The following is a 26,503-nucleotide window of genomic DNA, read 5'->3' on the forward strand; positions in this document are numbered from 1 at the left end:
GCGCCCCAGCCGACGGGCACCGGGGGTCTACGCGCACATCGGCAATATCGCTCACTCTTGCTTGGTAGAGCCTGTGTGCTCGGCTACGTCTCGGGCGGTGATGATGGTGTGGTTGTTGAGTTTTCGCCAGGCTGCCAGGGTGAACACCACTGCGCAAGCGAGCCCCATCCAGAAGGGTGCGGCGAGACCGAATCGGCTGGCGAGCAGTCCGCCGAAAACTGCACCGACGAACAAGCCGGTAGCACCGACGAGGCGGTACGCGCTGTGCACTCGACCGAGAAGCTCCACTGGCACGAGGGTTTGGCGGAGTGAGGCTCCGATGGTGGTGAATACCGACAGGTGGATGGAGAAGGGGATGAGGATCGCCACGGCGACGGCGGCGCTGTGGGTCAGAGCCATTCCGACGTATGAGGCCATTTCGATGAGCAGTCCGAGACGCAGTGTGGTGCCTGGGCCGAGTGCGGCGATGATGCGGGGTGCGGTGAGGCCGCCGCAGACGCCGCCGACCGCGGCAGCGATGAGCAGCATCGCGTAACCGGTGTTGCCGACGCCGAGCCGTTCGCGGGCGATCAGGACCAGAAGCGAAAAGATGGCGCCGAGACCGATGTTGGACAGTCCCACGGTGAGAGTGAGGGTGCGGACCAGGGAATTACGCCACAACCATCGTGCGCCGTCGACGACCGCAGCAGCGAGGTGCTGCCGGGCAGCGACAGGGGCGCGGCGATTGACGCTGGCAGGCAGTGTGGTTGCCAGTACGGCGACGGCGGCAAGGCCCACGGTGTCAACGAGAAACGGTGTCCAGGCGGTGATTCCGAACAAGGCGACGCCGAGGGGCCGGGCGAGCACTTGTTCGGTGACCGAGCGGGTGGCCTGAAGCCGTCCGTTGGCGCGTTCGAGCTGGGTGGGTGCGACCAGACTGGGAATGGCTGTCGTGGAGGCGTTGTCGAAGACCAGACCAGCGCAGCCGACCACGAAGAAGGTGATGTAGAGCAGCGGCAGGCTCGTGTGGCCGGTGGCGACGGCGGCGCTGACGGTGGCGAGCATCGCGATGCGGACGAGGGTCGCGATGGTCATGAATCGTCGCCGGTCGAGCCGGTCCACGAGCGCTCCGCTGGGCAGGCCGAACAGCAGAAACGGGGTGATCTGGGCGATCATCAGTCCCGACACCGCTATCGGATCGCGGGTGATCGACACAGCCAGCAGGTTGGCGGCGATCTGGGTCACCCCGTCGCCGAATCCGGAAAGGGTTGCGGCCGACCATAATCTGGCGAATCCCGCACCGAGGCGTGTTGTCGCGGGGGTCGTGCGCTCCATCGGCACAACGTTATCGCTACCGGATGCTCTGTTGGCGAAGGAATCCGGACGGTCGACAGGCGGCTCGCCGACGCCCCGCTCATCGGCTACTTAAGACTTGAGGCAGGAAGACTTGAGGCAGGACCGGTTCCCGGCCAGGATCTGGTCCAGGTGCCCGGTGAGATGCTCTCGCAGCGGCTGCCCACTGTGGTTATTGGTGTGGCTCTCTAATGGCTTGCCTCTCATCGGGCATCGTGCCGGGAATGGCTGAAGAGGGGTCTGCCCAGCTCGAAGTAGCGGTGCCTTCCCGCGCGACACCAACGATGTCGAATTGGGGAAGGAAATGTGCTGGTGACGGTCATCATCGGGATGGACCCGCACAAACGCTCGGCCACGATCGAGGCCATCGACCCCGCCGGGAAGGTGCTGCGAACAGGCCAATACGGCACCGACACTGCGGGATACACCGAAATGCTCACCACGGCACGGCGATTGGGTGAGCGGGTGTGGGCAGTCGAGGGTTGCAATGGTGTCGGTCGGCACTTGGCCTATCGCTTGCTCCACGACGGCGAGGTCGTGGTCGATGTGCCTGCGAAACTGTCCGCGCAGGTGCGGGTGTTCGCTACCGGCAACGGCCGCAAAACCGATCCGGTCGACGCGCATTCGGTCGCGTTGGCGGCGCTGCGGTCGCCGAATCTACGCCGGGTGCAACTAGATTCGGACCTCGTCGCGTTGGGGATGCTGGCCGACCGTCGTGAGGAGCTCGGCCGGTCCCGAACCGATACCGTCAACCGGTTGCATCGGCTGTTGCTGGAATTGCTGCCCGGTGGGGCGAAGAAGTTTTTGTCGGCCATGCAGGCCCGCGAACTCGTCGCGACCGTGAAACCGCGGGATCCGGCGGGCAAGGTCCGCCGCCGCCTGACCGTCGAGTTGATCGAGGATCTGGAACGGATCGACCGCAAGATCAAGGCCGCGGACAAGGAACTGCGCGAGCTGGTCACCGAACGCGGTCCGGGCTTGATCGAGCTGAAAGGCATCGGACCGGCCGGCGCGGCGCGGCTGCTGGCCGATGTCGGTGATATCCACCGGTTTTCCGATCGGGGCCGGTTCGCGTCTTGGAACGGCACCGCACCGATCGATGCATCCTCCGGCGAGCAGAAACGACATCGGCTCTCCCGCGCGGGGAACCGCAAGATCAACCGTGTCCTGCACACCATGGCCATCGTCCAACTACGCAATCCCACCGCGGGACGGGTCTATTACGACGGCAAGAAAGCCGCGGGAAAGACGTCGATGGAAGCGATGCGGGCGTTGAAACGGCGCCTGTCGAACGTCGTCTACACAGCCATGCTCACCGACCAGCGCAATCGTGAAACGGCAAGCCCGGGAGGGCAATCGGGGGCGACTACCGACTCCTGCGCGACCGGCCTGACCCCGGACACCGGCCCTTCGGACAAGCCACACCCCGGACCTACCAACACCCACCATAGACCCGACCCGCACACCACGACTTGACAAGAGAGGGGAGCCAATACCGGACGTTCGTGAGGCGCCGAGCCGCTGTTCATCAAACGCGACAACACTGAGCTGCCGACAGCTCCTATCGTTCGTCGTGTTGTGCTCTGCCTCGAGCCAACTTCAGTGACCTGGTTTGATCGGGTTGCGGCGGCTGACGTTGTTGCCGCTGAGGGTGTGTCGTTGGTCCTCAGAGCTGGTCGGCCCGCTCCGAGGTCGGCATGCGTGGTCTCCCGTGTGGAAAATATGACACCGCCTATTGGGTGACACGTCCTGGTGTTGTGTCATTGCAACGCTAGCTCGTCGCGGGCTCACTCGTCTCGGGCCGGTGCTGCCGTTCACTCAGCACGAGCGCGCCCGCCGCCAGCAGGTAGACCGGCGACATGAACAGCCAACCCGATACCGCCGTGGTTCCCTGCTCGAGCACCGACATCTCGAGATATCCGCCTACCGCGCCGAGAACGGCCAGAATACCTGCGGCCCAGCGCGTTCCGACCCGGGCATACCTACGCGGCAGCACGAATACGACTGCGGGCAGCAGCACCACGAGGCCGGACTCCGCGACAAATTCGACCCATTGCTCGAGCAGCGGCGGCGACGACATGTACGACGCCACTGCGAAGTCCGTGACCTCGCTGTGGCTCGCCCCGGCGTCGCTGTCCGGCAGCTCCGGGAAGTGTGCATTGAGCACCTGTGGTAATACGACCAAGACCAAGGTCAACATGCGCCAGCAGGTGACGGAGCGCCACCACCGCCCCAGCGACACCATCATGCCTCCGTCCCGTCTGACCGACCTCTCCGCAGGCGACGCTACCCGCGCAGCCCATCCGCAGCGAAATCCCTGTACGAGCCCGCCGAGGCCCTGAAACAACCCCACTGTCATTCCGGCGTGCCTTCGGCCGAAACCCACAGGCCCACAAAGGATCCCGTCAGAAGGAATGCCGGATGACGAGATGGGTGCTGGAGACTGCGAACGCCCGGGACACCAGAGCTACGCCACCCGGAGAAGGTGCCGCCCGTGAGGCGGGTCAGCAGTACAGGGCGGCCGTGCGCGACGCGGCGGAGGAAGTAGGGCCGCGACTGGTCCGATTACGGTTGTTCGTTCGGGAACACATAGACGTCGCCGTCGTGTACCTCGACCCGGTGCGGGCGGGTGTCCTCGGTTGCGGGCGGGCATTGCACCGCACCGGTTTTCAGATCGAACATGCTCGAATGTCGCGGGCATTCGACGCATCCGCCCTCGACCCAGCCCTCCGAGAGGGAGGCGGTGTCGTGGGTACAGGTGTCATCGAGCGCCCACACGGTGCCGTCGTCGTCCCGCAGCAGGGCGATATCGTCGGCTGTGCCGGTGACGCTGCGATCGATCGCGATACCCTCACCGACCGGAATATCGTCGAGAGCAGCGACGCGGATGCCGTTGTCATTCATCGATCTTCACGCCCCTCCCGTGTAAAATCGGCTGCGCGGCAATGGTTTCGGCGTTCAGGTTGGGGGATGACGGTGATTTGGTCTCCGCCTCCGATGCCGGCGATGACCCCGCGGATCGAGTGATCGGCGATATCGGTGGCGGATACGGCAGAGCCATATGGTCGAGGCTACGACGGTCTCGCGATCACGGCGGTGAGCAATCTTTTCACGGAGCGGGCGGTTTCGAGGACACGGGATCGGGCATAGCGGGTGACGAGCGCACTCGCCCGTGGCGGAGTGTGATGCCTTCCGGTAAGGAGGAAGTCGTGGACTCGATTGCCGTGGTCGTCGTGGTCGTATTGATCGCGATCGTGGCGATACTCGTACTGCCCGCGTCGATTCGAGTGGTTCTGCAATATCAGAAGGGTGTGCTGTTCCGGTTGGGGCGTGTGATATCGGTGCGGGAGCCCGGGTTGAATGTGATCATTCCGGTGATCGATCGGCTGCAGCGGGTGTCGATGCGCATCGTCACCGTGCCGATCCAGTCGCAGGGCATCATCACTCGCGACAATGTCAGCGTCGATATCTCGGCGGTCGCCTACTACCGGGTGATCGACGCGCGGCAGTCGGTGGTAGCCATCGAGAACGTGCGTGCGGCCATCGATCAGATCGCCCAGACCACGCTGCGAAAGGTGGTCGGACAGCATCCGCTCGACCGGGTGCTCTCGGAAACCGACGCCATCAATGCCGACATCCGCAAGAGTCTGGATGCCACGACCGTGGAATGGGGCGTGGAGGTCACTTTGGTCGAACTCAAGGACATCCAGCTGCCCGGCACCATGAAACGGGCGATGGCCAAACAGGCCGAGGCCGAACGCGAGAAGCGCGCCAAAATCATTGCCGCAGAGGGCGAATCGATGGCCGCCGCGGCCCTCGGCGACGCCTCCGACACCATGATGGCCCACCCCCTGGCCTTGCAACTGCGCAACCTGCAGACCCTGGTCGAACTCGGCACCGACAAGAACAGCACGGTGGTGTTCCCCGCACCCCTGATGAGCGCCATCAGCGATATAGGAGCGTTCTTCGCCCGCGAAACCGCCGCGGTCCGCTCCGAATCCCCCGGCGACCGGCGGATATTCGGCCGGAGTACGGAGTAGCGGGTATCCGGGTCAGTAAACCGTCTCGTATTTGCCGGTCTGCTCGGATGTGGTGGCGGCCAAGCGTTGGTCGATGCGGTCGAGGGTGTCCGACAGCGATGCCACCGACCGTTCCAAGCATTCCAGTCGGTCGGTGATGGTGTGATCGGCGGCCGGGCGAGGCGGTGCCGGTTCGGCGGGCAGGAGTAGTTCGCGCAGTGCGGGTGGGAGTTGTCCGAGCGCGTGTTCGAGTGTGCCGGGGGCGAATCGGTTCCGCAGGGCGGTGCTCACGCAGGTCACCGCGTGTTCGACGTCGCTGAGGGAGATCATGGCTTCGGTGGCGTAGTGCTGCGTGAATTCGGTGGCGTCGTAGCGGATGGGCAGGTCGCTGGGCCGCCAGCCCTCGTAGTACATGCCGCGCAGCAGTTCGGGCAGTTGTGCGCCCAGATGTGCGGCGGAGTCCACCGTGAGGCGATCGCGCACCAGGTGCAGCCAGGCGCGCAAGACGCGGTGGGCGTAGTGATAGTCGCCGGTGTCCAGACATTGCATGATGGCGTCGAGCCAGGTTCGTGCGTTCTGTTCGGCGCGGGCGAATGGGTGACCGTTGCCTGTCATTGTCGCGTTCCTTTCGATGGTTCAGGAGGGGGCGCGTCCGGTCGCGGGTGCGGGGGCGAGGCGGGTGCGGAACCAGTCGCGCGCCAGTTCGGCGACCTGTTCGAGGGCGCCGGCCTCGGTGAACAGGTGGGATGCGCCGTGGACGACGCGGAGTTCGGTATCGACCGGGAGTGTGTGCTGGGCATGGCGATTGAGTTCCAGGACCACCGGGTCGCGGCCGCCGACGATTAGCAGGGTTGGGGCCCGCATCCGGTTCAGTGCGTCGCCGGCGAGGTCGGGACGGCCGCCGCGGGAGACGATCGCGGCGATGTCCAGGCGTGGGTCGGTGGCCGCGCGCAGGGCCGCCGCGGCACCGGTGCTGGCGCCGAAGTAGCCGATCGGCAGTCCGGCGGTGTGGGGCCGCTCGGCGAGGGTGCGGGTGGCGTCGACCAGGCGGCGGGCGAGCAGCGCGATGTCGAAGACGTTGTCGCGGTGGGCTTCCTCGGCGGGGGTGAGCAGATCGAACAGCAGCGTGCCCAGCCCGGCCTGCTCGAGCACCTCGGCGACGTAGCGGTTGCGCGGACTGTGGCGGCCGCTGCCGCTGCCGTGTGCGAACACGACCAACCCGATCGGATGCTCGGGAATGGTGAGATGTCCTGTCAGTTCCACGGTTTCGGCCAGGAAGGAGATCTCCTCGTCGTGCGGCGGCGGGTCGGCGGCTGAAACGGGGTGTGGCACCGTGGTTTCCGCCGCGGCGGCGCGCAGCAGTTCGGCCACCTCATGGTCGCTGGTCTGGCGGAAGTGGCGGTACCACTGCCCGACGGCGAGGAACACCGGCGGAGCGTGCAGGCAGATCACCTCGTCGGCGTCGTCGCGCAGGGTGGCGAGGGTGTCGCGAGCGGCGACGGGAACGGCGAGCAGGACCCGGGCCGCGCCGCGGGCGCGGGCGACGCGGCAGGCGACACGGACGGTGGCACCGGTGGCGATGCCGTCGTCGACGACGATCGCGGTGCGCCCGGTCAGGGGAATCGGCGGATCGGGTCCCCGCAGCCGTTCGACTCGACGGGAAAGCTCTTCACGTTCACGAGCTTCCACGTCCGCCTTCTCGGCGTCGGTGAGTTGCGCCGATATCCGCGGGTTGAGCACGCGGACCGCATGCTCACCGATCGCGCCGAAGGCCAGTTCGGGTTGGTGGGGCGCCCCGAGCTTGCGCACCACCAGCACATCGAGCGGCGCGCCCAGTGCCCGCGCGATCTCATAGGCCACCGGAACCCCACCGCGCGTCAACCCGAGCACCACCGCATCCTCGCCGCGCGGCAGCGACAGCCGTTCGGCCAACAGGCGCCCGGCCTCTCGGCGATCCTTGAACAATCGATCCTTGAACACGATGCGCTCCATTCCGACCCTCGGTTACGGCCTTCCCGTGTCGCGATGGCGGAAACATCCCCTCGCCGAACACTGTGAGCGGTTGCGGTTTTCGGCCCGATATTCGTGGTTAATCGCCTCATGACCGCACTGCGGTCGGGCGCGATATCAGTGCCCGGCCGGACCGGAGGGCGGAATCTACTCGGCGACCATCTCGCCCACACCCTCGGCCGCGGCACGGTGCCGTCATGATCGACGACCGGAACGAACGGAGGCTGACATGGCCGAAAGCATTGTGGATGACCGCTTGTGGACCGATTTCCACCACGCGGTGAATATGACCTCCCGCGAGCTGCGGGATTGGTTGCGCACCAATGCCGCGGGCCCCGAGACCGAGCCGCTACCCAACGGCAGAGCCACCGAGCTGGGCTATCGTGTGCTCGCGATTCTCGCCAAACGCCGCACCGATCTCGACGCCGACGATGCCGAGGTGATGCGAGCGGTGGTGTGGGAGGTGACCGACGAACACGGAGCTGAACCGGAATCCATTGCCGGACAACCACAGTGGCGGCATCGGTTGATGTCGATCGGACATGACCCGCTGCGCGCTCGCTGACCGGAACGGTCACCCTTCGTGGCGGAGAGCAGTGCCGTCGCATAGCTCAGGTCGAATCGGGGCGCAGCCGAGGCAGGCGCTGGCGGGGGCGGGTGAGTGAGCGCGCGTGCCGGGACAGGTCGGCCCAGGGGTCGCGGTGTTCGGCGAGGCGCTCGGCGATGTCGCGGATGGTGTAGCGATCGGATCGCAGTGCGCGATCATCGAGTTCGGCCCAGTGCAGTGGCGTGGCCACCGGTGCGCCGGGGCGGGCTCGCACCGCGTACGGGGCGACCGAGGTCTGCGCGTAGGCGTTGCGCATGACGTCGATGTACACGCGATCGCCGCGCTTGTTCTTGCGGATTTCCACTGTCCGATGCCGCGGATCGTCGGCGGCCACCACCTGGGCGACGCCGCGGGCGAACTCGCGCACGGTGTCGAAGTCGGCGTCGGCCCGCAGCGGTACCACGACGTGCAGTCCCCGTGAGCCGGTGGTCTGGACGAAGGCCGCCAGGCCGAGATCGCCGAGAACGTCGGCGCACGCGCGGGCGGTCGCCCGTACCGCGGAGAAGTCGTCGCCGGAGGGGTCGAGGTCGAACACCAGCCGATCGGGTTGGCGGCCCTGTCGGGACAGCCAGCTGTGCACGGTGATGCAGTCCTGGTTGGCCAGCCAGATGAGTGCTTCGCGGCGGTCGGCGACGGGATGTACGACGGTTCCATCCTGCTTGCCGACTTCGGCGCGGCTCATCCAGTCCGGCATCGTGTCAGCGAAATCCTGTTGGATGAAGCCCTGTTCGCCGATGCCTCGCGGAAACCGCTGCAGGGTCAGCGGCCTGTTCCGCAGGTGGGGCAGCATGACCGGCGCGATGTCGGAGTAGTAGTCGACGAGTTCGCCCTTAGTGATGCCGTCGTCGGGGAAGAGCTCCCGGTCGGCATGGGTGACCTCTACATCGATGCGAGCCATCAGGGTGCCCTGAAGGGGCCATTCCGGCCGGTCAACTCCTGCAAGCTGGTGATTCCCATACCGCGTGGTTACCCCCGGTCTTCGGCCCGAACCAGGAACCCGGCGGCACACATCACGGTCTGGGGCAGTACACCCGATGCCGAACGCAGCTCGGTCACGGTGATTTTTCGGCGACGATCATCGTGTAGCCGAGGCGGCCGTTGGCGACCGCTTGGCGAGCGGACCGCAGGTAGCGGGTGGTGGTTGCCCGGTCGAGTCCGGTATCGGCGAGTTGCTCGGGCGCGGTGGTGCGCAGCAGGGCCAGTCGTGCCTCGATATGGCCGAGCATTGTGGTGACGGCCCAGTCGTGATTCTCCGCCGTCATGACGCGCAGCCCGGCGGTGTCGAGCAGTTCGATGTAGGCGGATGCGGGGCGGGCGTCGGCAATGCATGCCACGTGGGCGGTCAGGTCGGTGAGTTCGGCGGGGAGGCCGGATTCGTCGATGGTGACGTCGGTGATGCCGATTCGGCCTCCTGGGCGTAGGACTCGAGCGAATTCTGCTGCCGCGCGGGCCTTGTCGGGGAACAGGCATAGTGCGCATTCGCAGACGAGTGTGTCGAAGGTGTTGTCGGGGAACGGGATTGATTCGGCGTCGCCGTGGTGGAATCGCACTCGATCGGCGAGCCCGGCCGCTGCGGTGCGCGCCCGGGTGAGAGTGGGCTCGCCCAGGTCGATTCCGTCGACCTGGGCGTCGTATTCGGTGGCGAGAATGCGTGCGGTGGTGCCGATACCACAGGCGACATCGAGGATGCGCCGGCCGGGATGCAGGCCGAGCCGGTCGGCCAGTCGCCGGGTCAGGGAGATGCCGCCGGGATGGTAGGAGCCGCCGAGCAGCAGAGCGACTACGTCACGCGAATACGCATCCGCGCAACAGGCTTTCATCGCATCGGGTGGTAGCGGCCCGACGACACGGTTATCGGGCACCGTCACGGTCTCGCTCCTCTGGCACAGCTCGGGCGCCCACATTGGTGGTGTTCGGTGCGAGCCGGGTGCTGCCGTCGCGGGCGATCATCGAGCCGCGCGCCGATCTGGTGAGCAGCGGTCGCAGTTCGGTGGCATTGGGAACCAGGTCGGGCGTTTCGACGCCGGTCATCTGTGCGCGCACCTGTTCGCGGTAGCCGACGCTGTTGTATGCGCAGAACGGGATCAGTCGTCCGTCCGGGGTGATCTCCTCCACGCAGCATTTCATGAGCTGTTTGACGTTGAGGGTGTAGGGATCCTGGAAGTCCTGCACCACGATCATGAAGGCGCGATCGGCGAGTTCGCGTGCGGCCGTTGGCAAGTCGATGCCGCAGCCGCCCGGCCCGCACACGATGGTCTCGGCGGCGGCCACCAGCTTTTCGTCGGTGGTGGCGGTGCCCATGGAAGCCGAAGCGCTCCACAGCTTTTCCAGCGCCTCCCGCACCGCGTAGTCGGGCACGACGCGGTTGGTCACATAGTCGAGGTAGTCCTCCACCTGCAGCAGCCGCGGAATCGGGACGACGGAGTAGTCGAACTCGCCGGGTTTGCCGTCGGTGATCACATAGGTGATCGATCGGCAGGTCGGAAAACAGCACGGCACCGGGAAGAAGTCTTGCGGCACAAACCATTCCGGCAGCTGCTCGGCGATCGCGGTGATGACGTCCGGATTCGTCAGCCGCTGTCGCGGATCGAATTCCAGATGCCTGCCCGCATGGGTGACCGGCTGAAAAGCCACCGCCCGCACCGCGGGGTGGGCCAGCCCGAATCGGACGATAGCGCCGATCTCGTGTTCGTTGACGCCGCGCTCGATCGCCGCGGCCAACGTCACCGTGAGTCCGGCGTCGGCGCAATTGTCCAGTGCGCGTTGCTTTATCGCACGCAGGTCGCGGCCGCGGATGCGCAGGTGGGTCCGCTCGTCGAAGCCGTCGAACTGTAGATAGAGGTTGACCACCTTGCCGTCGCGTCCGTTTCGTTCGGCCAGGGCGTCCACGAAATCACGGTCCGAGGCCAGCCGAATCCCATTGGTATTGACGGTGATCGTGCGGATCGGGCTGGCCTGTGCCATGTCGACGAAATCGAGCAGATGTTTGTGAATGGTCGGCTCGCCCCCGGAGAACATCACCACCTCCGGCTCGCCCTCGGCGGCGACGAAGGCATCGATCATCCGTTGACACTGCTCATGGGTGATCGAATACCCGTCCGGCTGGTGGCCGGAGTCGGCGAAGCAGATCGGGCAGTCCAGGTTGCAGCCGGTGTTCACCTCGATCAGCCCGAGGCAGGCGTGCTGTTTGTGGTCCGGGCACAGCCCGCAGTCCGACGGGCAGCCCTCGCGGATCTCGGTCTGAAACGTCAGCGGCAGCGTGCCGGGCTTGTTGAACCGCGCCATCGACAGGTACGCCTCGGCGTCGCTGTAGACCAATGCCTCGAACCAGCCGTGCTCGCGACAGCGTTTGCCCAGGTACACCTGGTTGTCGCGAATGTTGACCTGGGCGTCGACCACGACCTTGCACACCGGGCAGATGCTCTTGGTGTATTCGACGAACACCTCGTCCCGATCGGTCCGCACCGTACTCACACAGCCTCCGTTCGCCCGCGATCGACCCAGCTCATCGAGCTTGTGCACCCCTGTCATCGAGACTGTCGTCCAGGTGACACTGTTCAGTGTCCTGCTTCGCGGCCTATGTTCGGGCCGAACGTGTCACCCGGCTGACAATCGGCCGACCAGAGCCGCCGCCCAGCGGTTCAATCGGAGATAACCCCATCGAGGAGGTGGCAGAACACATGATGCGAGCGATCTGGAACGGCACGGTGATCGCCGAAGCGCCTCGGACGGTGCGGTTGGAAGGCAACCACTACTTTCCACCCGAATCGCTGCACCGAGAGTACTTCAGCGACAGCCCGAGCAAGAGTCTCTGCCCGTGGAAGGGCTTGGCCAGCTACTACAACGTGACGATCGGCGAGCAGGTCAATCCGGACGCGGCCTGGTACTACCCGAAACCGAGTCCACTGGCGCGGAAGATCAAGAACCATGTCGCCTTCTGGAACGGCGTGCGGGTCGAGGGCACACCCGAAAAGGACAGCACCGCAATCGAATACACCGACAACGACCGGCCCGGTTGGCTGGCCCGGCTGACCGGGCGATGAGCGTCGAGCCCACACCGGTGCGCCCCACTCGACGGACCGGATCCCGCTCCGATCGCCTGGCGGCGTGGCGGATCGGCCTCACCGCGGGGTTGGTCGGCATGCTCTGCTGCGTCGGTCCAACGGTGCTGGCACTGCTCGGAATCGTCAGCGGCGCTACCGCGCTGGCGTGGGCCGACAACCTGTACGACAACTACGCCTGGTGGTTCCGTCTCGGCGGCCTCGCCGTGCTGGCCGGCTTGGTGTGGTGGTCACTGCGCCGCCGCAACCAGTGCAGTATCGACGGTGTCCGCAAGCTGAAATGGCGATTGCTGACCATCGCGGCCATCGCGGTCGGCACCTACGCGGGGCTCCACGCCATCACCACCTGGCTGGGCACTTTCGCCTGACACCGCGAATCACCTGGCAGCCCCCAGGGCAGGCGCGCCATTGCCCCGAGCCAACCACATCACCTGACCTTGTCACCTCGCTGACATTTCCGCCGCCGACCCGTGCGCGCCGCAGGACGACGCAGGCTGGATCGGTGAGGCCGATTCGACTCCGAAACCCGGACTACCGCTGATCTATGGCGGCACCGGTTCAGTGCGCGCGCGGCTGTGTCCGTGCGCGGCGCTCGGCCTCGGATTTGACGCCGGCGAATGTGGCGGCGACGGCGTTTTCCCACGGCCCCACCACGATCCGCGCCCACCGTTGCCCCACCGGGCCCAGGTCGGTGCCCATCTCACCGTGATATTCCACGCGGGTACCGGAGCCGGTCTCGGCCAGCAGGAACTGTTCGACCACGTACGGGACCGGCCCACGGACCAGCCGGAAGTCGATCCGTTCCGGTGCGGTGAACCGGACGGTTTCGGTAGTGCGGGCGACCAGGCCACCAGGCAAAGGGGTGCGGTGCTCGGCCAACACCATATCGGCCCCCCGGTCCAGGATGGCGATCTTCTCGGCCATCGCCCGTGTCTGCCGATCCAGATACGGCTCGGACAACACCGCGAAGACCGTTTCACGTGGTGCGTCGATGTCGACGGTTCGCGGTCCGAGCGCGCGGGTGCGCCGACCGATACCGAGGTCGATCGGCACCGCGCCGGTGACCAGTCCGGCATAACTCGCGGCGGCGGCCGTCGCGGCCCCCGACAGCGCCAGAATGGTTGCGGTCCAACGATTCACGTGGCTCCCTCGATGCTTGGCCGGATTCAGGCTCGCCGCCGAATGTCACCGAGACGATCCGGATCCTTGACATCGATTGCGGCATAACCGATTCCGATGAGTCCGTCCCGCTCGAATTCCTTCAGGATCTTGTTCAGCGACGGGCGCTGCACACCCAGCATCGCCGCCAAAGTGCGCTGGGCCAACTGCACCGAACCGTCGACCGATTCGTCCAGCAGCAGCTGCGCCACCTGCGCGGTCAACGGGCGGCCGAGAATGCTGATCAACCGAGTCTGGGTGGCGGCCGTGCGCTGCGCGACACTCGACAGCCAACGCCGCGCGATCGTCGGGTATCCGGCCAACAGTTTCTCGAACGCCGCGCGTGAAAGATATAGACACGTCGCGTCGGTCAGCGTCCGCGCGGTGTACATCAACGGCATATCCAGCAGCAACGGAATATCGCCATCCACATCACCGGGCCGCAGCACGTCCACGACGGCACGGTGCCGCCCGGAACCGACGCTGAGCTCGAGCCGTCCCTGCCGCACGATCCACACCCCGTCGGCGGGCTTCCTCACGGTGAACACGGCCGAACCCGAAGGCAGCGACTGCGTTTCGAGCAAGTCCGCCAGCGCCACCAGGTCGTCGGGGCGCAGCGGTGCGGCATCACCGCGCCCCACGCAGCGGGCGATCCAGGCGGCCTGACGCAATTGATCCTCACTGAACGACTCGCCGCCGAACGCGCGCAGCAGATGAGTCAGCGGCCGCTCGGATCGATTCATCGCATCTCCAGAAGTCGGTCGATTCATCGTGTTCGACAATCGTGCGGCCATGCCGATCGTGGCGGAGCCGGGTACTCGGCCATGGCCACATCGGCTCCCGCACCCCGATGTATCACATCGCGGCCACGTTCATCATCCTCGACACGATGATGAAGGCGCCTCAGCTGACGGTGACGCGCGCGGTGAAGATCTCCTGGATGCCGGTGCGGGTGTCGGTCCAGAACGGGAAGTAGCCGAGTGAGCTGGCGGCCAGGCCGAAGTAGTCCCCGATGAAAGTGGTGGTCGGGCTTCCGTGCGAGAGCGGGGCGTCGACCGCGGGGTCCCAGGGGTGATCGGTCACGGTGACGCGATCGATGAACGTCTTTCCACCGTCGTGGGAGGCGACCATGACGACATTGATCAGGGGCGTGGTCGGCATCCGCCCGAATTCGTAGAAGGCGCAACCGATCGCCCCCGCCGGTGTGACGGCGAGCTGTGGATGGAAGTCGTGCAGGGTGGGATCGGAGACGGCTGCTCCCGTGAGCAGCGGATCGCCGGACGGCGAGCCGTCCCAGGTCCGGCCGCCGTCGCCCGAGCGACGGCAGTAGATCCGGGAGACATTCTCCCGATAGTCGGCCCAGGCCGCGACGAGGCTCCCGCCGGGTCCGGCGACCGCGGCCGGGATCGTATCCACTCGGAAGGTCCCACCGGGCAGTTCCGGGAAGCCGTCCGGTGCGTTCAGCCCAGCGGCATCCAAAGACGTTATGCCGCTGGCGATCACCGCGGGATCGGAGAACGTTTCACCGCCATCGGTGGACATGACGAACTTCAGCTCGAATTGGTTCGTCCAGACGATGTAGAGGGTGCCGTCAGGTGCGACCGTGAGGGACGGCGAGAAGGAGTCGTCGGCCAAACTGGTGCCGACGGCGTCGCTCCCGGCGCCACGCCAGGTCTGGCCCAGGTCGGTCGTGCGGGCGAAACGCAGTGCCGCCTGTGTCGGTGTGCCGTCGTCCCAGGCCCCATAGACATTGCCGTAGAAGGGACTGTTCGGATAGGTGTCGGAGGTGAGTTCCTGTTTGTCGTCGCCGCTGCTCTGGTGGATGAGTTGTGGTGCGCCCCAGGTGCGTCCGCTGTCGGTCGAGCGGTAGACGGCGATGCCGATGAGCGGCGCATTCGCGCCGGGGCCGAACGGCAGCGCGAGGAGATACGTATTTCCGCTCCGGTCGAAGGCGACGGCGGGATCGGAGGTACCGGCCCAATCCGACTGCACGGTCGGCATCGACTCCGTCCACGACAAGCCGCCGTCGAAGGTGTTGTAGGTGGACAGGGCGAACGCATACGTCGCGGGATCGGTGAATCGCTTCGAGGACCCCACCATATTGTTGGCATCGTTCGGGTTGACCGCGAGTGCGGACTCGCTCCGATCGTTATTCGGATTGCTGTCGTAGGTGACCTGGATATTGGCGCCAGGGGTGAGTGTCATGATCCGCGCCTCCTGAGTGGATGTATCTTTCACGATCCTCGCCCTCGAGGAGATATCAAAGGGCTGATTGCTGACCCGCCGATGATCCAGCGAGCACCTGGGCGGCTACGAAACATGTTCTCCCGCAACGCCCGCCGCCGACGCACCCGAGCGCCGGGCCAGCAGCGCGTCGACCGATCAGCGGCCGGGTCCTACCCACAGCAGAAAGATCAAGCCGAGCAGCATCGCGAAATCGGTCCGCGCGTCGTGCGCCGTGCCCCAGAAGCCCTGTACCCCTTGGAAACCACCGGGCCGCAACTCACGCAGTTTGGTCAGCGCGATCGCCAGCCCGATATCGATCAGCAACGGTACCGCCGCCAGCCGAGTCAGCAGCCCGGCCACTATCAATGCGCCACAAGCGATTTCGACTACACCGTCGAAGTCCGCGAAGAACGTCGGGGCCGGAATACCGATCTTGTCGAACCGGCCCGGCCCCAACTTGTCCGGATACAGGAACTTCTGCAGGGCAGCGCAATACTGTTGTATCCGACTGCCCACCACTGGTTTTGGCGCTTCGTATGAAGCGTGCCACGTCCGATCCGCTTTCGAAGATCGAAAATGCAAGGGCTACAGGGAAAGTCGCCATCGACATCGATCGGTCCCGGGCTTCTCGTGCTACCGTTGGCATCGGATGGGGTGTGGGGAAGGGGGCGTGATTCCTTGTCTTATCGGACACCGAATTGCAGGTCATGCCAACAACATCCGGCTCGCGCCGTGGCGATGAAGCTCGATATACGGCGGTGGTCGCCATGAGCCGCGCGAGAACTCGACTATATCCATATTCAGGAGGTGGTCATGAACGCAGGCGCGTTCTTTTGACCGGCCGGTCCATGAGGTGTTCGGCACTCATTCCGGGTATGCCTACGTAGGCAGTGGCGTACACGCCGCAACGGGCAACTTCACTCACACGGTAGGGGATCTGCCCACCCCGGAGGGTTTACTGAGCTGGGTCCGTACCTACAACTCGCGTGATGACAGGGTCAGTGCGCTGGGCCGCGGCTGGACGGCCGCGCATCTGGCTCGGATCGAGCCGGAACCGGACGGCGATGTGCTGTTCCACGACACGGACGGCCGGATCCTGAGGTTCGTCCGGGATCCGTCCGGCGGCTACCGGCGTCCCCAGGATCTGGACGCCGATCTCGCACGCAACGATGACGGTCGCTTCACGCTTCGGTATTTCTGCGGGGAGGTCTGGCTCTTCGACGGCGACGGCCGGGTGTTGTTCTGGTTGTACGAGGGCCGTCGAGTGGATTTCGAGCGCGACGGCGAACGGCTGACCGCCCTGATCTATTCGGCGGGTCGGCGGATCGACCTGGAGTACGGCCCTGAGGGATTCCTCTCCCGGGTGCGCACGGACGACGGTCGCGCGGTGACCTACGCCTACGACGGTCCGCTGCTGATATCGGTGACCGCAGCGGATGCCACGCAGACTCATTTCACCTATACGGACGCGGGGTTGCTGGCCACCGTGACCGATCCGGACCGAGTCGAGCTGTTGACGAACGACTATGACCAGGCCGGTCGCGTGGCACATCAGGAATTGGCCGGAAAGGGCGGCATAGCCATCGAATACGACGATCAGCGAACCCGGGTGCGCACGACGCCCGCTGGTGCGTTGACCGTCTTCGATCACGACACCACCGCGCGGGTCGTCGCCGTGACCGACCCGCTCGGAAACCGAACGATCTTCGCGTACAACGCGGACGGCCGATTGGTGGATGCGACGCTGCCGAGCGGGGCGCGGATCGAGCGCGGCTACGACGCTAACGGCGATCTGGTGTCCAGTTCGTGGGCCGGGGTCGCCGAGACGTGGACGTTCGACGATGCCCACCGCATCCTGAGCGACACCGACGGGGTAAGCGCGACAACACATTTCGAGTATTCGGGCGCAAGCCATCTCCCGGTCTCGGTGACGACCCAGTCGGGCGCGCGGACGGCCTATAGGTATTCGAACGGTCTGGTGGTCGCCAGCACGGATCCCGATGGCGACACGATCCGGTTCGACTACGACGAGCATCGGCTGTTGGTCGCGCGAATCGATGCGGAGGGTCAGCGCACCTCGTACCGCTACGATGCGGCCGGGCGGGTGATCGAGGTGACCACGCCGCGGCAGGAGACCACGACCTACGCCTATGACGACGCGGGCCGACCGGTGTCGGTGACCGATCCGATGGGCGGCGTGACCCGCTACACCTACTCCTCGGCCGGGCGGTTGACCGAAACGGTCTCACCCGGCGAGGCCACTACTCGGAACACCTATGACGAACTGGGCCGACTGGTGGCGACCACGAACGCGATGGATGGCACCACAACGTTCGCCTACGACGAGTCCGGGAATGTCTCGACGGTCCGTCGGCCGGACGGTGTCGAGGCGACGCTCCAACACGATTCGCTGGACCGGATCACCACCATGACCCAGCCCGACTTCGGGACCGTGAGCTACGAGTACGACGCCGACGGCAACAAAGCAGTGGAGACGACCCCGAAAGGCGCCACCCGCACCACCTGGAATCGTGGCAACCCGGTCGAGGTCACCGGCCCGGACGGCGCGGTGGTCCGATACGCCTACGACGGCATCAACCGGATCACCTCGGTGACCGCGCCGGACGGTGCGGTCTGGCAGACGAACTACGACGACGAGCGTCGGACGGTCACGTCGGTCGATCCGCTCGGTGCGGCCACGACGGAACACCTGACCGCCGCGGGTCACCGGCATACCGTGATCGATGCGCTGGGACGGCGCACATGCTACCGCTACGACAAGGCCGGCCGGGTGAGCGAGATCATCGATCCCGAAGGTGGGCGAACCCGGTTCACCTACGACGGCAACGGGCGTCAGCTCGCCGTGACCACACCGGCCGGGCTGGTTACCCGGCACGAGTACGAGAACGGCAGGCGGATCGCCGAGGTCGACCCGCGCGGCTGGATCACCCGCTACGAGTACGACGCGCGCGGCAACCTGCACCGGATCATCCAACCCACCGGTGCGACAACGACTTACGTGCACAGCGCGGATAATCGGCTGCTCCGGGTCATCGACCCGCGCGGTGGCATCACTCGCTACGAGCACGACGCGGCCGACAACATCCTGTCGATGACGGATGCCAAGGGCGCGGTCACGCGGTTCGAGCACGACCGGGCGGGGCGGCGCACCGCGATCACCGATCCGCTGGGCCGCACGACGCGGCGGGAGTACGACGGGTCCGGGCGGCTGGCCGCGTTGATCATGCCCTCCGGGAAGGCAATTCACTTCAGTTACGACGCGGCCGGTCGGCTCACCAGGATGGCCGGCGACGATGGCACCGAGGTGCGCTACGAATACGACCGGGCGGGGCGGCGGGTCGCGATGACCGATGCGACCGGCACCACCCGGTACGAATACGACAGGGCCGGGCGGCTGACCAAGGTGATCGAACCGGATGGCGGGGAAATCACCACGACCTACGACAAAGCCGGACAGCGGACCGAGCTGCGCTATCCCGACGGTGCGACGGTGCGCTACCGGTACGACCTGAACGGGCGGCTGGTCGGTCTGCGTGACTGCGCCGCCGGCGAGGCGGTGTACGCCGTGGATCCGGATGGGCGGCTGATCACCGAGCAATTGCCCGGCGGCTGGGAACGCCATTACGGCTACGACGGCGGATTGCTGGCTGCCTTCGAGGAGCGGCGCGCGAATGTCCGCGCCATCCGGACCCGGTTGGTGCGGGATCCGGACGGGCGGATCATCGAACAGCACGACCTCGACGCGGTGCTGGAGTATTCCTACGACTCTTCCGGTGAACTCGTCTCGATCGCCGAAAACCATGACGGCGACCGGGTTCGGCGGACCGAGATCGCCTATGACATCGTCGGGAACCGCACCGCGCTGGTCCGCGATGGGCAAGCAACCCGCTACCTGTACGACATCGCCGACCAACTGATCGCGGTGGAGTCGACCGGACGGCGGATCCGTTACCGCTACAACTCGGCGGGTCAGCTCAGCGAGGAGTCCGACGGCGATATCCGGCACCGCATCCACTACAACGGCCTCGGCCGGCCCAGCGAGCTCGAGCGCACCCGCGCGTGGGCGGCCGAACGGATCGTTCCGGTGTTCGACGGCGACGGTCTGCTGGTGCGGTTGGGTTTGCGGGCCGGAGACGACGACGCACCGGAAACCACGGTCCAGTATCGGTGGAACGTCGGCGAGTCGATCCCACCGATACTCACCCAGCAGGTGCACACCGCGGTGCCGCAGGCGAATGATCTTGCCCCGCTTGGCCGTTCGCTCGCGTCCGCGCGGTTCACCTACGGCTACGGCCGGACGTTCGCCACTACCTGCCACGGCTCGGTGAACTTCGCGCGGGACGCGTATGCCTCGGCGATCTCGACCGAGGCGACTCGGCCCTGGGTGCATGCGTCCGGCTACGACGCGTTCGGGCGGCCCGATGCGGTCGAGCCCGACCGGGCGCCGTTGCTCGCGCCGCGGATTCCGCGCTTCGGCTATCGCGGTGAGCTCGTGCTCGATTCGCTCACCGACCTGCGTGCCCGGCTCTACGACAGCGCGCTCGGACGGTTCACCACCCGTGACCCGTTGACCGTGCTGGGGCAGAGCGCGCTCGCCAACAACCCGTACGCCTATGTGCGCAACGATCCGCTGAACCGGGTCGATCCGGAAGGCACCTGGTCGTTCGGGTTCGCGGGCCTGCCGATCCTGCCGGTGTTGCAGCCGTCGTTCCTCGATCCGTGCAATGGAAATCCGAACCGGGACAACAGCATCGGCTCGCACCTGAAGTGCTTCCAGAACCAGCGGTTGCTGTACACCCGCGGCGTCTTCACCCAGGCCGCGCTCAACGGCGACAACGACGCGCTGAAGGATCTGGCCACCCGCCAGCCCCGGCAGATCGAGCGGGCAGGCCAGGCACTGGCCATCGCCCAACTCGACTGGAACCGCATCGGATTCTGGGATCTGCACCCGCTCATCGGAGTAATACCGGTCGACTACAACGTGGACTGGGAGGTCGGCGCGCCGCGCGGCATGCAGTACGGCTTCCGCATCGATATCATGACCGAGGAAAAGCACATGTTCGAGGTCAAGAAGTGGACGGGCATCGGCACCGTCCAGGATGTGCAGAACCAGCTCAACGATTATCAGAGCCTGCTGGCGTACTGGTCGATAATGACCGATTTCTCGACGGAACTGCAGAACTGGGCGGCCCGGTTCGACATCGGTAGCGGTATCGGCAACAAGCTCGGGTTCTCACACAAGTGGATCTATGTCTGGGGTCTCGGCAACCGGCCGGGGCACATCTATGTGGCCGCGGAGGAGGACGTACCGGACTGCAGCTACCAGACGGCCATGCTGCGTGAGCCCGGGCAGCGACCGGGACAAGTGGTGTAGCGCAACCGAATTCGAGGAGTTCCGATGGTGATCCGGGTGCGGCGTGAACTGCGCGGCAAGCTGCACTCGGATCAGACCGTGTTGTTCGTGGTGCGCTCACCCGACGCCGAGCGCCTGGCGGCGGGTATGGCGGCGGCGCGGGCGGCCGTCTACGAGATGGATGGTCCGTCCTACGTGTCCGAGCCGATCCCGATCCCCGACGGGCGGCTCGTCATGGTCGACTTCGGGGACGTGCCACCGCAACTGCGTCTCGAATTGCCCGAGGTGGTCTCGGCCGCGCTCACCTCGGCCGGAATCGAGGACGCGAGTATCGAACCGGCCCCTCGGATGGGCGAACGCTTTGCGGCACTGAACCGTTTCATGCCCGTGACCCGGGCGTGGTTACGGGGTCTCGACCCGCCCGGCCGTCCCCGGGTCCTGGCCCGGCCACCGGAGTCGCTGATATCCGCCGGACGGCAATGGTTGCGCGACGAATATCAGGACGGCGATGAACTGCTGACCCTGGCCATCTCCGCCGAAATCCCGCTGATCTGGGACCAATTCACCCCGATCGTCGGAGCCCTGCTCGGCTCGCGCGCGCCGTTGCCGCATCCGACTCCGGTGCTCACCACCGACTTCCGCACCCGCGCCGCAAGCGCCGAATTCGGGACGCTGTTCGGTTTCGGTGTCCTACTCACCGCCGGCGGCGCGAACTGGTCCACTGCGGACCTCGCCCCGCGCATGCTCCGACAGCGAGATCTGATCCGCGCCAACACCGAACACCTCGCGTGGGCCGCCATCGGAATCGACCCGCTCGACCGCGACCTGCTGATCCCGCAGACACAGGCCACCGAAATCGCCGACCCGGCGACCGCCGCCTGGTATCGGCTGTTTTCCCCCGAACAACTCGACGCCCTCGGCGGTCCGCCGCCCGGCGCCGTCGAATTGCCGGGCGGCCGGGTGGAATCGACCGTCGGTGAGCCCGGAGCCTCCGCATGATCAGTCCCGGCCGCGTAGGACGCCGGCTAGTCCACAGTGGCTGTCGCCTCGAGCAGGCTGTAGCGGGGCAACGCGCCTACCGCAACCGTGGGTGATCTCGGTAGCTCAGGCGGGGTCCGCGCGGAAGACCGCGATCCGGTCTGCCGCGGCCTCGAAGGAAGCCGGGTCGCCAGGTGCGGCAACGACTCCGGTCCGGAGGAAGAAGTCGACGCCACGCGGCACCTGCACCGGGAACTCCCGCACGATCGACCGCCGCTCCTCGGTCGCGATCTCGACCAGCTTCACGTGCTGTTCTCGCTTCCCGCGCGCGAGCACACCCCATCCCGACACGCGGGCATTCTTGACCCACCCGGTAGCGCCGACCGACAGGATGTACTGCTTGCCGCCCACGGTGATCGGCGATACGGGGGTGGTGATCATCTTCCCCGACTTCCGTCCCGGCACCGTGAGCAGATGGAACGTGAAGAAGGCGATTCCCCGCCGCTGCAAAAAGATGATCACCCGGTTGAGGTATTTCAGCCATCCCGGTAGACCGGTGACGGATTCCTTTTCACCACTTGCCATTTCGCTACATTCCTTCATTGCACGGGACGAACATTCCAACCGTACGTCGTCTATCACCGGTCATGGTTCGGGTTCGGGTGGTTGCGATGTCGCGCGACGGGAGCAGACCCGCACCCAGGTCGCGCATTCCGGCCAGCGCGACGGTGGCCGTCAGCACGGCGATGGTGGTGGCGATGGCGAGCAGTGTTGTCAGGTGGTGAGTGTCGCTATCGCGGTGCGCAGTCGAGCGGTGGCCTCGTCGGCGACCTTGCCGATCTCGGGGACGTCGACGGTTTCGGCCATCATGTGCGGGTCGACGGCCTCCACGGTCACGGTGTCGGTGCCGGTGCTGCGGACGACCACGTTGCACGGCAGCAGCAACCCGATCCTCGGTTCGGCTTGCAGTGCGCGGTGGGCCAAGGGCGGATTGCAGGCGCCGAGGATCAGGTAATCGTCCATCTCGGCGCCAAGCTTGGCTCGCATGGTCGCGCGCACGTCGATCTCGGTCAGAATGCCGAAACCCTGCTCCGCCAACGCCTTCCGTGTTCGGTCCACCGCATCGGCGAACGACGTGCGCAATATCGCCGATAACGGCTCGGACATCGATGAAGACTCGGGCATTGTCGATCGCCTTTCATTGCGGTTCGCTACGGCGAATGTCGGTGCGTAAGTGACACTCAGGCGGGTGTGCCGGTGCCGAGGGTTCGGAGGCGGCGGGTGTACTCCTCTCACCATGCGGGTACCGCGGCGACCGAGGATACGGCCGAATAGCACCACCGGCCGGGACCACGGACCCCAACTCACCGTCCTGGATCGGGCCGTGTCGGTCTCGATCAGTTGGGCTCACCGATCCGCGGTGCCGTCCAACCGGATTCGAGTAAACAGGTGACAGCGCAACCAGCCGGTACAGCGACGTGGTCGGCCCGTCCCTGTACCGGCAGCCGCAGCCGCTTCAGCGACAGCGCGTTGACCGCGACGATCAGGCTGGAACCCGACATCGATAGTGCGGCGATCTCCGGGCGCAGTGTCAGCCCGAACGCGGGCTCGTAATCTCGAGATTCGGGCGTATCGTCGGCGGCAACAACGCTCTCGAAGGAGATGCGGCACAGTGGGGAGAACGTTCAGGTCAGGCAAGGCATCTGCTGGTTATCGGATCGCCGAGGGAGTATTCGGGCTGCTCCTCTTTCTCCTGTGCGTGTTTGCCGGGTTCAGCGCCGGTTACGAGAGCGCTGGGCGCCTCGGGTGGATTGGTACTCCGGGCAGCGTCACCGTGTCCCAATGCCACCGCGACGACAAGAAAATCTGTGATGGCGCGTTCGTACCCGATAGCGGCGGCGCAGGTTCGACGCCTATCGTTGTCGGGGGCGGCCCTTACCACCGCGGTGCGATACTTTGTCGCCTGCCAGCCTGAAGGGACCATTGGGTTGCCATGAGCATGGGACCGGGTTGGGTCCGGTCGCGGGCCGTGTGCTGATGGTGGCCGACGATCGGGCTGTTGGTCAATCCGAGTGGGCCGGATCGGCTGGTTTGCCGCGGCGGGGCTTCTGCCGTTGCCGGTAGGATTCGCCCTCGACGACGAGTTCGTAGGCCGCGGACTGGAGCCGGTCCATCGCCGATTGCGCCAGCAGTGGGTCGGCCATCATGGTCAGGATCTCCGGAGGTTCCCGGTTGCTGGTGATCACCGTGGAGGCCTTGCGGTGGCGCTCGACGATCAGTTCGTAGAAGTCGTTGGTCTCGGGTGCTTCGAGTCGGTGCAGGGCCAGGTCATCGATGATCAGCAAGTCGACGCGGTGCAGTTTGCGCATCTCGTCTTCGTAGCTGCTGTCGAGGCGTGCTCCGCGCAGTCGTTTGAACAGTTTGTCGGCGCGTTCGGTGTGAACAGTGTGGTGGCGGCGGACCGCGATGTGTCCTAATGCGTTGGCCAGGAACGTCTTTCCGACCCCGACCGGCCCCATGATCAATACGTTGTAGGCGTCGGCGAGGAACCTCATCGAGGTGAGTTCGGCCCAGAGTTCGCGGTCGAAGGTGACCGCGGTCGAGTCGTCCCATGCCGCCAGGTGCATCTGCGGGTCCAGGTGGGCGGTCTTGGCGCGGCGTTGCTCGGATTGCCGGTCGCGGCGGGCGACCTCGTCGGCGAACAGCATTTCCAGGAAATCGTGGTGCGGCAGCCGATTCGACCGTGCCAACGCCAACCGCTCGGGGAGGGTGTCCAGGAGCTGGCCGAGCTTGAGCCTGCGCATCAGCGACTTCAGCTCCGGGGTGATCTCGATCGGTTTGACCGCCGGGTCGGCGGCGGGACGGCGAGTGGCGCTCATGACGGCCTCCTGACCGCGAAATCGGTGGTGGAACGGACGAACCGGGACGGAGCCGGTGGCGGCAGCAGCGTCAGCTGCTGACCGGTGGTGGCGCGGGTGAGCATGCGGTCGATGACGCCGACGTCGACGACCTCGGCGTCCAGTGCTCGGCGGCAGGCATCGTCGACGGCGTCGGCGCCGTGGCGGCGCACCAGCCCGAGCAGCCGGTAGACCTGCCGCATCTTCGTCCAGGGCAGTGGATGCTCGAGGACCGCCGCCGCATAGGAACCGACATGAGCGCCGTGATCGAATGCTTTGCGTTGCAACGTATTCAGGTCTCGCATCGCATAGGCGGTGAGCTCGCTGGGCAGGTCGGCCGGATCGGTTTGGCGGCGACCGGCTCCGACTCGGGGGTGGACCTTGATCAACTCGCCACGGAAGTAGAGCTTCACCGTCTGCGAGTCGACGCGGGCGGACAGGCGCTGCCCGACGAGATCACCGGGAATGCTGTAGAGCGCCTGACAAATCTGAACATGCCGGTCCGGGGCGACCTTCGGGTTCACCCAGGTCGGAATATCGAAGGCAGTGTCGGGCAACGGTTTCAGCTTCGGGTGCTCGTCGGTGGTGAACACTTCGGCCGGACGTAGTCGCGTGGTGCCATGTATTCTCATTCCCGCGGTCTCCCGGCACCACCGCTGCGCGCGTTCCCGGCAGTCGGCCAGGTCTCGGAATTGTTCTCCGGCAAAGAAATTCGACCGTGCGTAAGGAACACAGCGTTCGACGCGGGGCTTGTCCTGCGGGCTGCGGATCCGCGCCGGATCAACCACGAACCCACGAGACTCGGCATATTCGCGGAACGAATCGTTCAACCGGGGATCTGTCGCGTTCGCCCGGTCGACGATGGCTTTCATATTGTCCGGGATCGCGACAGCGAACACACCGTCGAAGAACACCCACGCCGCTTCGAATCCGGCGATGACGTCGTTGAGTGTTTCCCGGTAGGTCGGGAAGACGAACATGTGCCGCGAATACACCGCGGTGAAGATCAGACCCTTCACCACCCGGCGACGGCCCTCGACGTCGGTCAGCAACCCGAGCCGGCCGAAGTCGACCTGCACTTCCGCACCGGGTTCGCAGTCGGCCACCCGCACGGTCGTGCGCCGCTTCCCGAACCCCAATTCCGTTGTGGCGTAACGGTTCAACGTCCGATACGACACCACCACGCCACGGCGGGCCAGCAGAATATGAATCTTGGTCAGGGTCAGGCCCTGATCCAGCCATTGTTTGATCTGCTCGGACTGACCGGCGAGTGTCTCCCACACATCGCTCTTACCGTTCGGTCGAGACCTGCGAACCCCGGCGATCACCGCCGCCAGCAGCTCATCGGTCAACTGCTCCACACCCTCGTCGCGGTCCACGCCACACGACTGCGCTCGCTCGACATACCGGCGCACCGTCTTGCGGTCAGTGCCCGACAGCCGGGCCACCTCCCGCAAGCCGCGACCCTGCAGCCATAGCCGCAGCATCTCCCTGATCTCGATCACCGAAACCTCCCGGTAGCTCATCTGGCCAATACAGCGGCCGAGCGACCGGAAGCCCCGAAGCCACGCCGGGTGGTCCCATAACTGGCAAAACCGCTAGTCAGGTGGTCCCATCAGTGGCAAACAGGGTGGTCCCATACTCATGGCAAAACCGGCTCCGAAGTGGTCCCTTCCTCCTGGCAGCCGACATACTTCATGTCTTTCGTATCCCCACACCAGAATTGTCCGGGGTGACGATCTATCCTGCCGACACTGCTTACGCAACAGCAGAAATGATTGCGGGGGTAATATTCATCTTCGTCGCCCTCGGAATCTTCGCCCGCACAATCCATCCCTGGA

The 26,503-nt window shown here is 65.8% G+C and carries 23 protein-coding genes and 1 pseudogene; 7 read left to right on the forward strand and 17 right to left on the reverse strand.

The annotated features are described in order from the left end of the window. Window positions 1-51: 51 nt before the first annotated feature. Window positions 52-1,314: an MFS transporter gene (locus F5544_RS13545; RefSeq protein ID WP_167473521.1), complete on the reverse strand. Its 1,263-nt coding sequence runs from the start codon at window positions 1,312-1,314 to the stop codon at window positions 52-54. Between the two features lie 330 nt (window positions 1,315-1,644). Here F5544_RS13545 and F5544_RS13550 point away from each other — a divergent pair, with 330 nt between their 5' ends. Further along, window positions 1,645-2,808 carry an IS110 family transposase gene (locus tag F5544_RS13550; RefSeq protein ID WP_167473522.1) on the forward strand — a complete coding sequence of 388 codons (1,164 nt, stop codon included), beginning with the start codon at window positions 1,645-1,647 and terminating at the stop codon, window positions 2,806-2,808. 295 nt (window positions 2,809-3,103) lie between these two features. Here the strand turns inward: F5544_RS13550 and F5544_RS13555 are convergent, their stop codons facing one another. Beyond that, window positions 3,104-3,580 (reverse strand): hypothetical protein, encoded by a 477-nt coding sequence (locus F5544_RS13555; protein WP_167473523.1) that lies wholly within the window; start codon window positions 3,578-3,580, stop codon window positions 3,104-3,106. Between the two features lie 317 nt (window positions 3,581-3,897). Further along, window positions 3,898-4,236: a non-heme iron oxygenase ferredoxin subunit gene (locus F5544_RS13560; RefSeq protein ID WP_167473524.1), complete on the reverse strand. Its 339-nt coding sequence runs from the start codon at window positions 4,234-4,236 to the stop codon at window positions 3,898-3,900. Between the two features lie 320 nt (window positions 4,237-4,556). Here F5544_RS13560 and F5544_RS13565 point away from each other — a divergent pair, with 320 nt between their 5' ends. Next, window positions 4,557-5,372, forward strand: a complete 816-nt coding sequence (locus F5544_RS13565) for a slipin family protein (protein ID WP_428847169.1) — start codon at window positions 4,557-4,559, stop codon at window positions 5,370-5,372. Between the two features lie 12 nt (window positions 5,373-5,384). Here the strand turns inward: F5544_RS13565 and F5544_RS13570 are convergent, their stop codons facing one another. After that, window positions 5,385-5,966, reverse strand: a complete 582-nt coding sequence (locus tag F5544_RS13570) for a DUF2267 domain-containing protein (RefSeq protein WP_167473526.1) — start codon at window positions 5,964-5,966, stop codon at window positions 5,385-5,387. A 21-nt stretch (window positions 5,967-5,987) separates the two neighbouring features. Continuing rightward, complete coding sequence (locus F5544_RS13575) at window positions 5,988-7,343, reverse strand: alpha/beta family hydrolase (RefSeq protein WP_167473527.1); 1,356 nt, start codon at window positions 7,341-7,343, stop codon at window positions 5,988-5,990. Between the two features lie 247 nt (window positions 7,344-7,590). On the opposite strand from F5544_RS13575, the gene F5544_RS13580 reads away from it, so the two are divergent. Then, window positions 7,591-7,926 (forward strand): DUF3140 domain-containing protein, encoded by a 336-nt coding sequence (locus tag F5544_RS13580; protein WP_167473528.1) that lies wholly within the window; start codon window positions 7,591-7,593, stop codon window positions 7,924-7,926. Window positions 7,927-7,972: 46 nt separating this feature from the next. Here the strand turns inward: F5544_RS13580 and ligD are convergent, their stop codons facing one another. The 3 genes from ligD to F5544_RS46335 all read right to left on the reverse strand — a co-directional run bounded on the left by ligD (window position 7,973) and on the right by F5544_RS46335 (window position 11,442). Then, window positions 7,973-8,866 (reverse strand): non-homologous end-joining DNA ligase, encoded by an 894-nt coding sequence (ligD, locus tag F5544_RS13585; protein ID WP_167473529.1) that lies wholly within the window; start codon window positions 8,864-8,866, stop codon window positions 7,973-7,975. A gap of 154 nt (window positions 8,867-9,020) precedes the next feature. Next, complete coding sequence (gene trsM, locus F5544_RS46330; RefSeq protein WP_238847233.1) at window positions 9,021-9,836, reverse strand: DVU_1556 family methyltransferase; 816 nt, start codon at window positions 9,834-9,836, stop codon at window positions 9,021-9,023. Beyond that, window positions 9,820-11,442: a radical SAM protein gene (locus F5544_RS46335; RefSeq protein WP_238847234.1), complete on the reverse strand. Its 1,623-nt coding sequence runs from the start codon at window positions 11,440-11,442 to the stop codon at window positions 9,820-9,822. Before F5544_RS46335 ends, trsM begins: the two co-directional genes overlap by 17 nt. Window positions 11,443-11,648: 206 nt before the next feature. Here F5544_RS46335 and F5544_RS13600 point away from each other — a divergent pair, with 206 nt between their 5' ends. Both F5544_RS13600 and F5544_RS13605 read left to right on the forward strand, forming a co-directional pair. After that, a complete protein-coding gene (locus tag F5544_RS13600) occupies window positions 11,649-12,011 on the forward strand; it encodes a DUF427 domain-containing protein (RefSeq protein WP_167473531.1) in 363 nt (120 codons plus the stop codon). After that, window positions 12,008-12,397 carry a hypothetical protein gene (locus tag F5544_RS13605; protein ID WP_167473532.1) on the forward strand — a complete coding sequence of 130 codons (390 nt, stop codon included), beginning with the start codon at window positions 12,008-12,010 and terminating at the stop codon, window positions 12,395-12,397. Before F5544_RS13600 ends, F5544_RS13605 begins: the two co-directional genes overlap by 4 nt. 190 nt (window positions 12,398-12,587) lie before the next feature. Here the strand turns inward: F5544_RS13605 and F5544_RS13610 are convergent, their stop codons facing one another. From F5544_RS13610 to F5544_RS13625, 4 genes are all read right to left on the reverse strand, one after another. Further along, the gene (locus F5544_RS13610) at window positions 12,588-13,169 is read right to left on the reverse strand and encodes an SRPBCC family protein (protein ID WP_203217554.1); all 582 of its coding nucleotides are present in this window, start codon (window positions 13,167-13,169) and stop codon (window positions 12,588-12,590) included. A gap of 26 nt (window positions 13,170-13,195) precedes the next feature. Next, complete coding sequence (locus F5544_RS13615; protein WP_167473533.1) at window positions 13,196-13,930, reverse strand: Crp/Fnr family transcriptional regulator; 735 nt, start codon at window positions 13,928-13,930, stop codon at window positions 13,196-13,198. 160 nt (window positions 13,931-14,090) lie between these two features. After that, a complete protein-coding gene (locus tag F5544_RS13620; RefSeq protein ID WP_167473534.1) occupies window positions 14,091-15,392 on the reverse strand; it encodes a sialidase family protein in 1,302 nt (433 codons plus the stop codon). A 177-nt stretch (window positions 15,393-15,569) separates the two neighbouring features. Next, the gene (locus F5544_RS13625) at window positions 15,570-15,932 is read right to left on the reverse strand and encodes a DoxX family protein (RefSeq protein ID WP_167473535.1); all 363 of its coding nucleotides are present in this window, start codon (window positions 15,930-15,932) and stop codon (window positions 15,570-15,572) included. A gap of 334 nt (window positions 15,933-16,266) precedes the next feature. On the opposite strand from F5544_RS13625, the gene F5544_RS13630 reads away from it, so the two are divergent. Both F5544_RS13630 and F5544_RS13635 read left to right on the forward strand, forming a co-directional pair. Then, a complete protein-coding gene (locus F5544_RS13630) occupies window positions 16,267-20,808 on the forward strand; it encodes a DUF6531 domain-containing protein (RefSeq protein ID WP_167473536.1) in 4,542 nt (1,513 codons plus the stop codon). A 24-nt stretch (window positions 20,809-20,832) separates the two neighbouring features. Continuing rightward, entirely contained in the window at window positions 20,833-21,786 is a 954-nt protein-coding gene (locus F5544_RS13635) for a hypothetical protein (protein WP_167473537.1), read from the forward strand. Between the two features lie 105 nt (window positions 21,787-21,891). Here the strand turns inward: F5544_RS13635 and F5544_RS13640 are convergent, their stop codons facing one another. From F5544_RS13640 to istA, 5 genes and pseudogenes are all read right to left on the reverse strand, one after another. Next, the gene (locus F5544_RS13640) at window positions 21,892-22,350 is read right to left on the reverse strand and encodes a deazaflavin-dependent nitroreductase (protein ID WP_167473538.1); all 459 of its coding nucleotides are present in this window, start codon (window positions 22,348-22,350) and stop codon (window positions 21,892-21,894) included. A 189-nt stretch (window positions 22,351-22,539) separates the two neighbouring features. After that, window positions 22,540-22,932 (reverse strand): DUF302 domain-containing protein, encoded by a 393-nt coding sequence (locus tag F5544_RS13645; RefSeq protein ID WP_167473539.1) that lies wholly within the window; start codon window positions 22,930-22,932, stop codon window positions 22,540-22,542. Window positions 22,933-23,162: 230 nt separating this feature from the next. Beyond that, window positions 23,163-23,378: pseudogene (locus F5544_RS47525) on the reverse strand (hypothetical protein); the annotation flags it as partial. 450 nt (window positions 23,379-23,828) lie between these two features. Further along, the gene (locus F5544_RS13650) at window positions 23,829-24,644 is read right to left on the reverse strand and encodes an ATP-binding protein (RefSeq protein WP_167472021.1); all 816 of its coding nucleotides are present in this window, start codon (window positions 24,642-24,644) and stop codon (window positions 23,829-23,831) included. Further along, entirely contained in the window at window positions 24,641-26,188 is a 1,548-nt protein-coding gene (gene istA / locus F5544_RS13655) for an IS21 family transposase (RefSeq protein WP_167472022.1), read from the reverse strand. Before istA ends, F5544_RS13650 begins: the two co-directional genes overlap by 4 nt. Window positions 26,189-26,503 lie beyond the last annotated feature (315 nt).

Origin of the sequence: Nocardia arthritidis (assembly GCF_011801145.1) — a bacterium.
In the GTDB taxonomy this organism is placed as follows: domain Bacteria; phylum Actinomycetota; class Actinomycetes; order Mycobacteriales; family Mycobacteriaceae; genus Nocardia; species Nocardia arthritidis_A.

Bases quoted from the DNA above. Each gene is read 5' to 3' on its own strand.
- F5544_RS13545 (WP_167473521.1), bottom strand. From the start codon at position 1,314: ATGGAGCGCACGACCCCCGCGACAACACGCCTCGGTGCGGGATTCGCC.
- F5544_RS13555 (WP_167473523.1), bottom strand. From the start codon at position 3,580: ATGATGGTGTCGCTGGGGCGGTGGTGGCGCTCCGTCACCTGCTGGCGC.
- F5544_RS13560 (WP_167473524.1), bottom strand. From the start codon at position 4,236: ATGAATGACAACGGCATCCGCGTCGCTGCTCTCGACGATATTCCGGTC.
- F5544_RS13570 (WP_167473526.1), bottom strand. From the start codon at position 5,966: ATGACAGGCAACGGTCACCCATTCGCCCGCGCCGAACAGAACGCACGA.
- F5544_RS13575 (WP_167473527.1), bottom strand. From the start codon at position 7,343: ATGGAGCGCATCGTGTTCAAGGATCGATTGTTCAAGGATCGCCGAGAG.
- F5544_RS13580 (WP_167473528.1), top strand. From the start codon at position 7,591: ATGGCCGAAAGCATTGTGGATGACCGCTTGTGGACCGATTTCCACCAC.
- ligD (WP_167473529.1), bottom strand. From the start codon at position 8,866: ATGGCTCGCATCGATGTAGAGGTCACCCATGCCGACCGGGAGCTCTTC.
- F5544_RS13600 (WP_167473531.1), top strand. From the start codon at position 11,649: ATGATGCGAGCGATCTGGAACGGCACGGTGATCGCCGAAGCGCCTCGG.
- F5544_RS13605 (WP_167473532.1), top strand. From the start codon at position 12,008: ATGAGCGTCGAGCCCACACCGGTGCGCCCCACTCGACGGACCGGATCC.
- F5544_RS13615 (WP_167473533.1), bottom strand. From the start codon at position 13,930: ATGAATCGATCCGAGCGGCCGCTGACTCATCTGCTGCGCGCGTTCGGC.
- F5544_RS13620 (WP_167473534.1), bottom strand. From the start codon at position 15,392: ATGACACTCACCCCTGGCGCCAATATCCAGGTCACCTACGACAGCAAT.
- F5544_RS13635 (WP_167473537.1), top strand. From the start codon at position 20,833: ATGGTGATCCGGGTGCGGCGTGAACTGCGCGGCAAGCTGCACTCGGAT.
- F5544_RS13640 (WP_167473538.1), bottom strand. From the start codon at position 22,350: ATGGCAAGTGGTGAAAAGGAATCCGTCACCGGTCTACCGGGATGGCTG.
- F5544_RS13645 (WP_167473539.1), bottom strand. From the start codon at position 22,932: ATGTCCGAGCCGTTATCGGCGATATTGCGCACGTCGTTCGCCGATGCG.
- F5544_RS13650 (WP_167472021.1), bottom strand. From the start codon at position 24,644: ATGAGCGCCACTCGCCGTCCCGCCGCCGACCCGGCGGTCAAACCGATC.
- istA (WP_167472022.1), bottom strand. From the start codon at position 26,188: ATGAGCTACCGGGAGGTTTCGGTGATCGAGATCAGGGAGATGCTGCGG.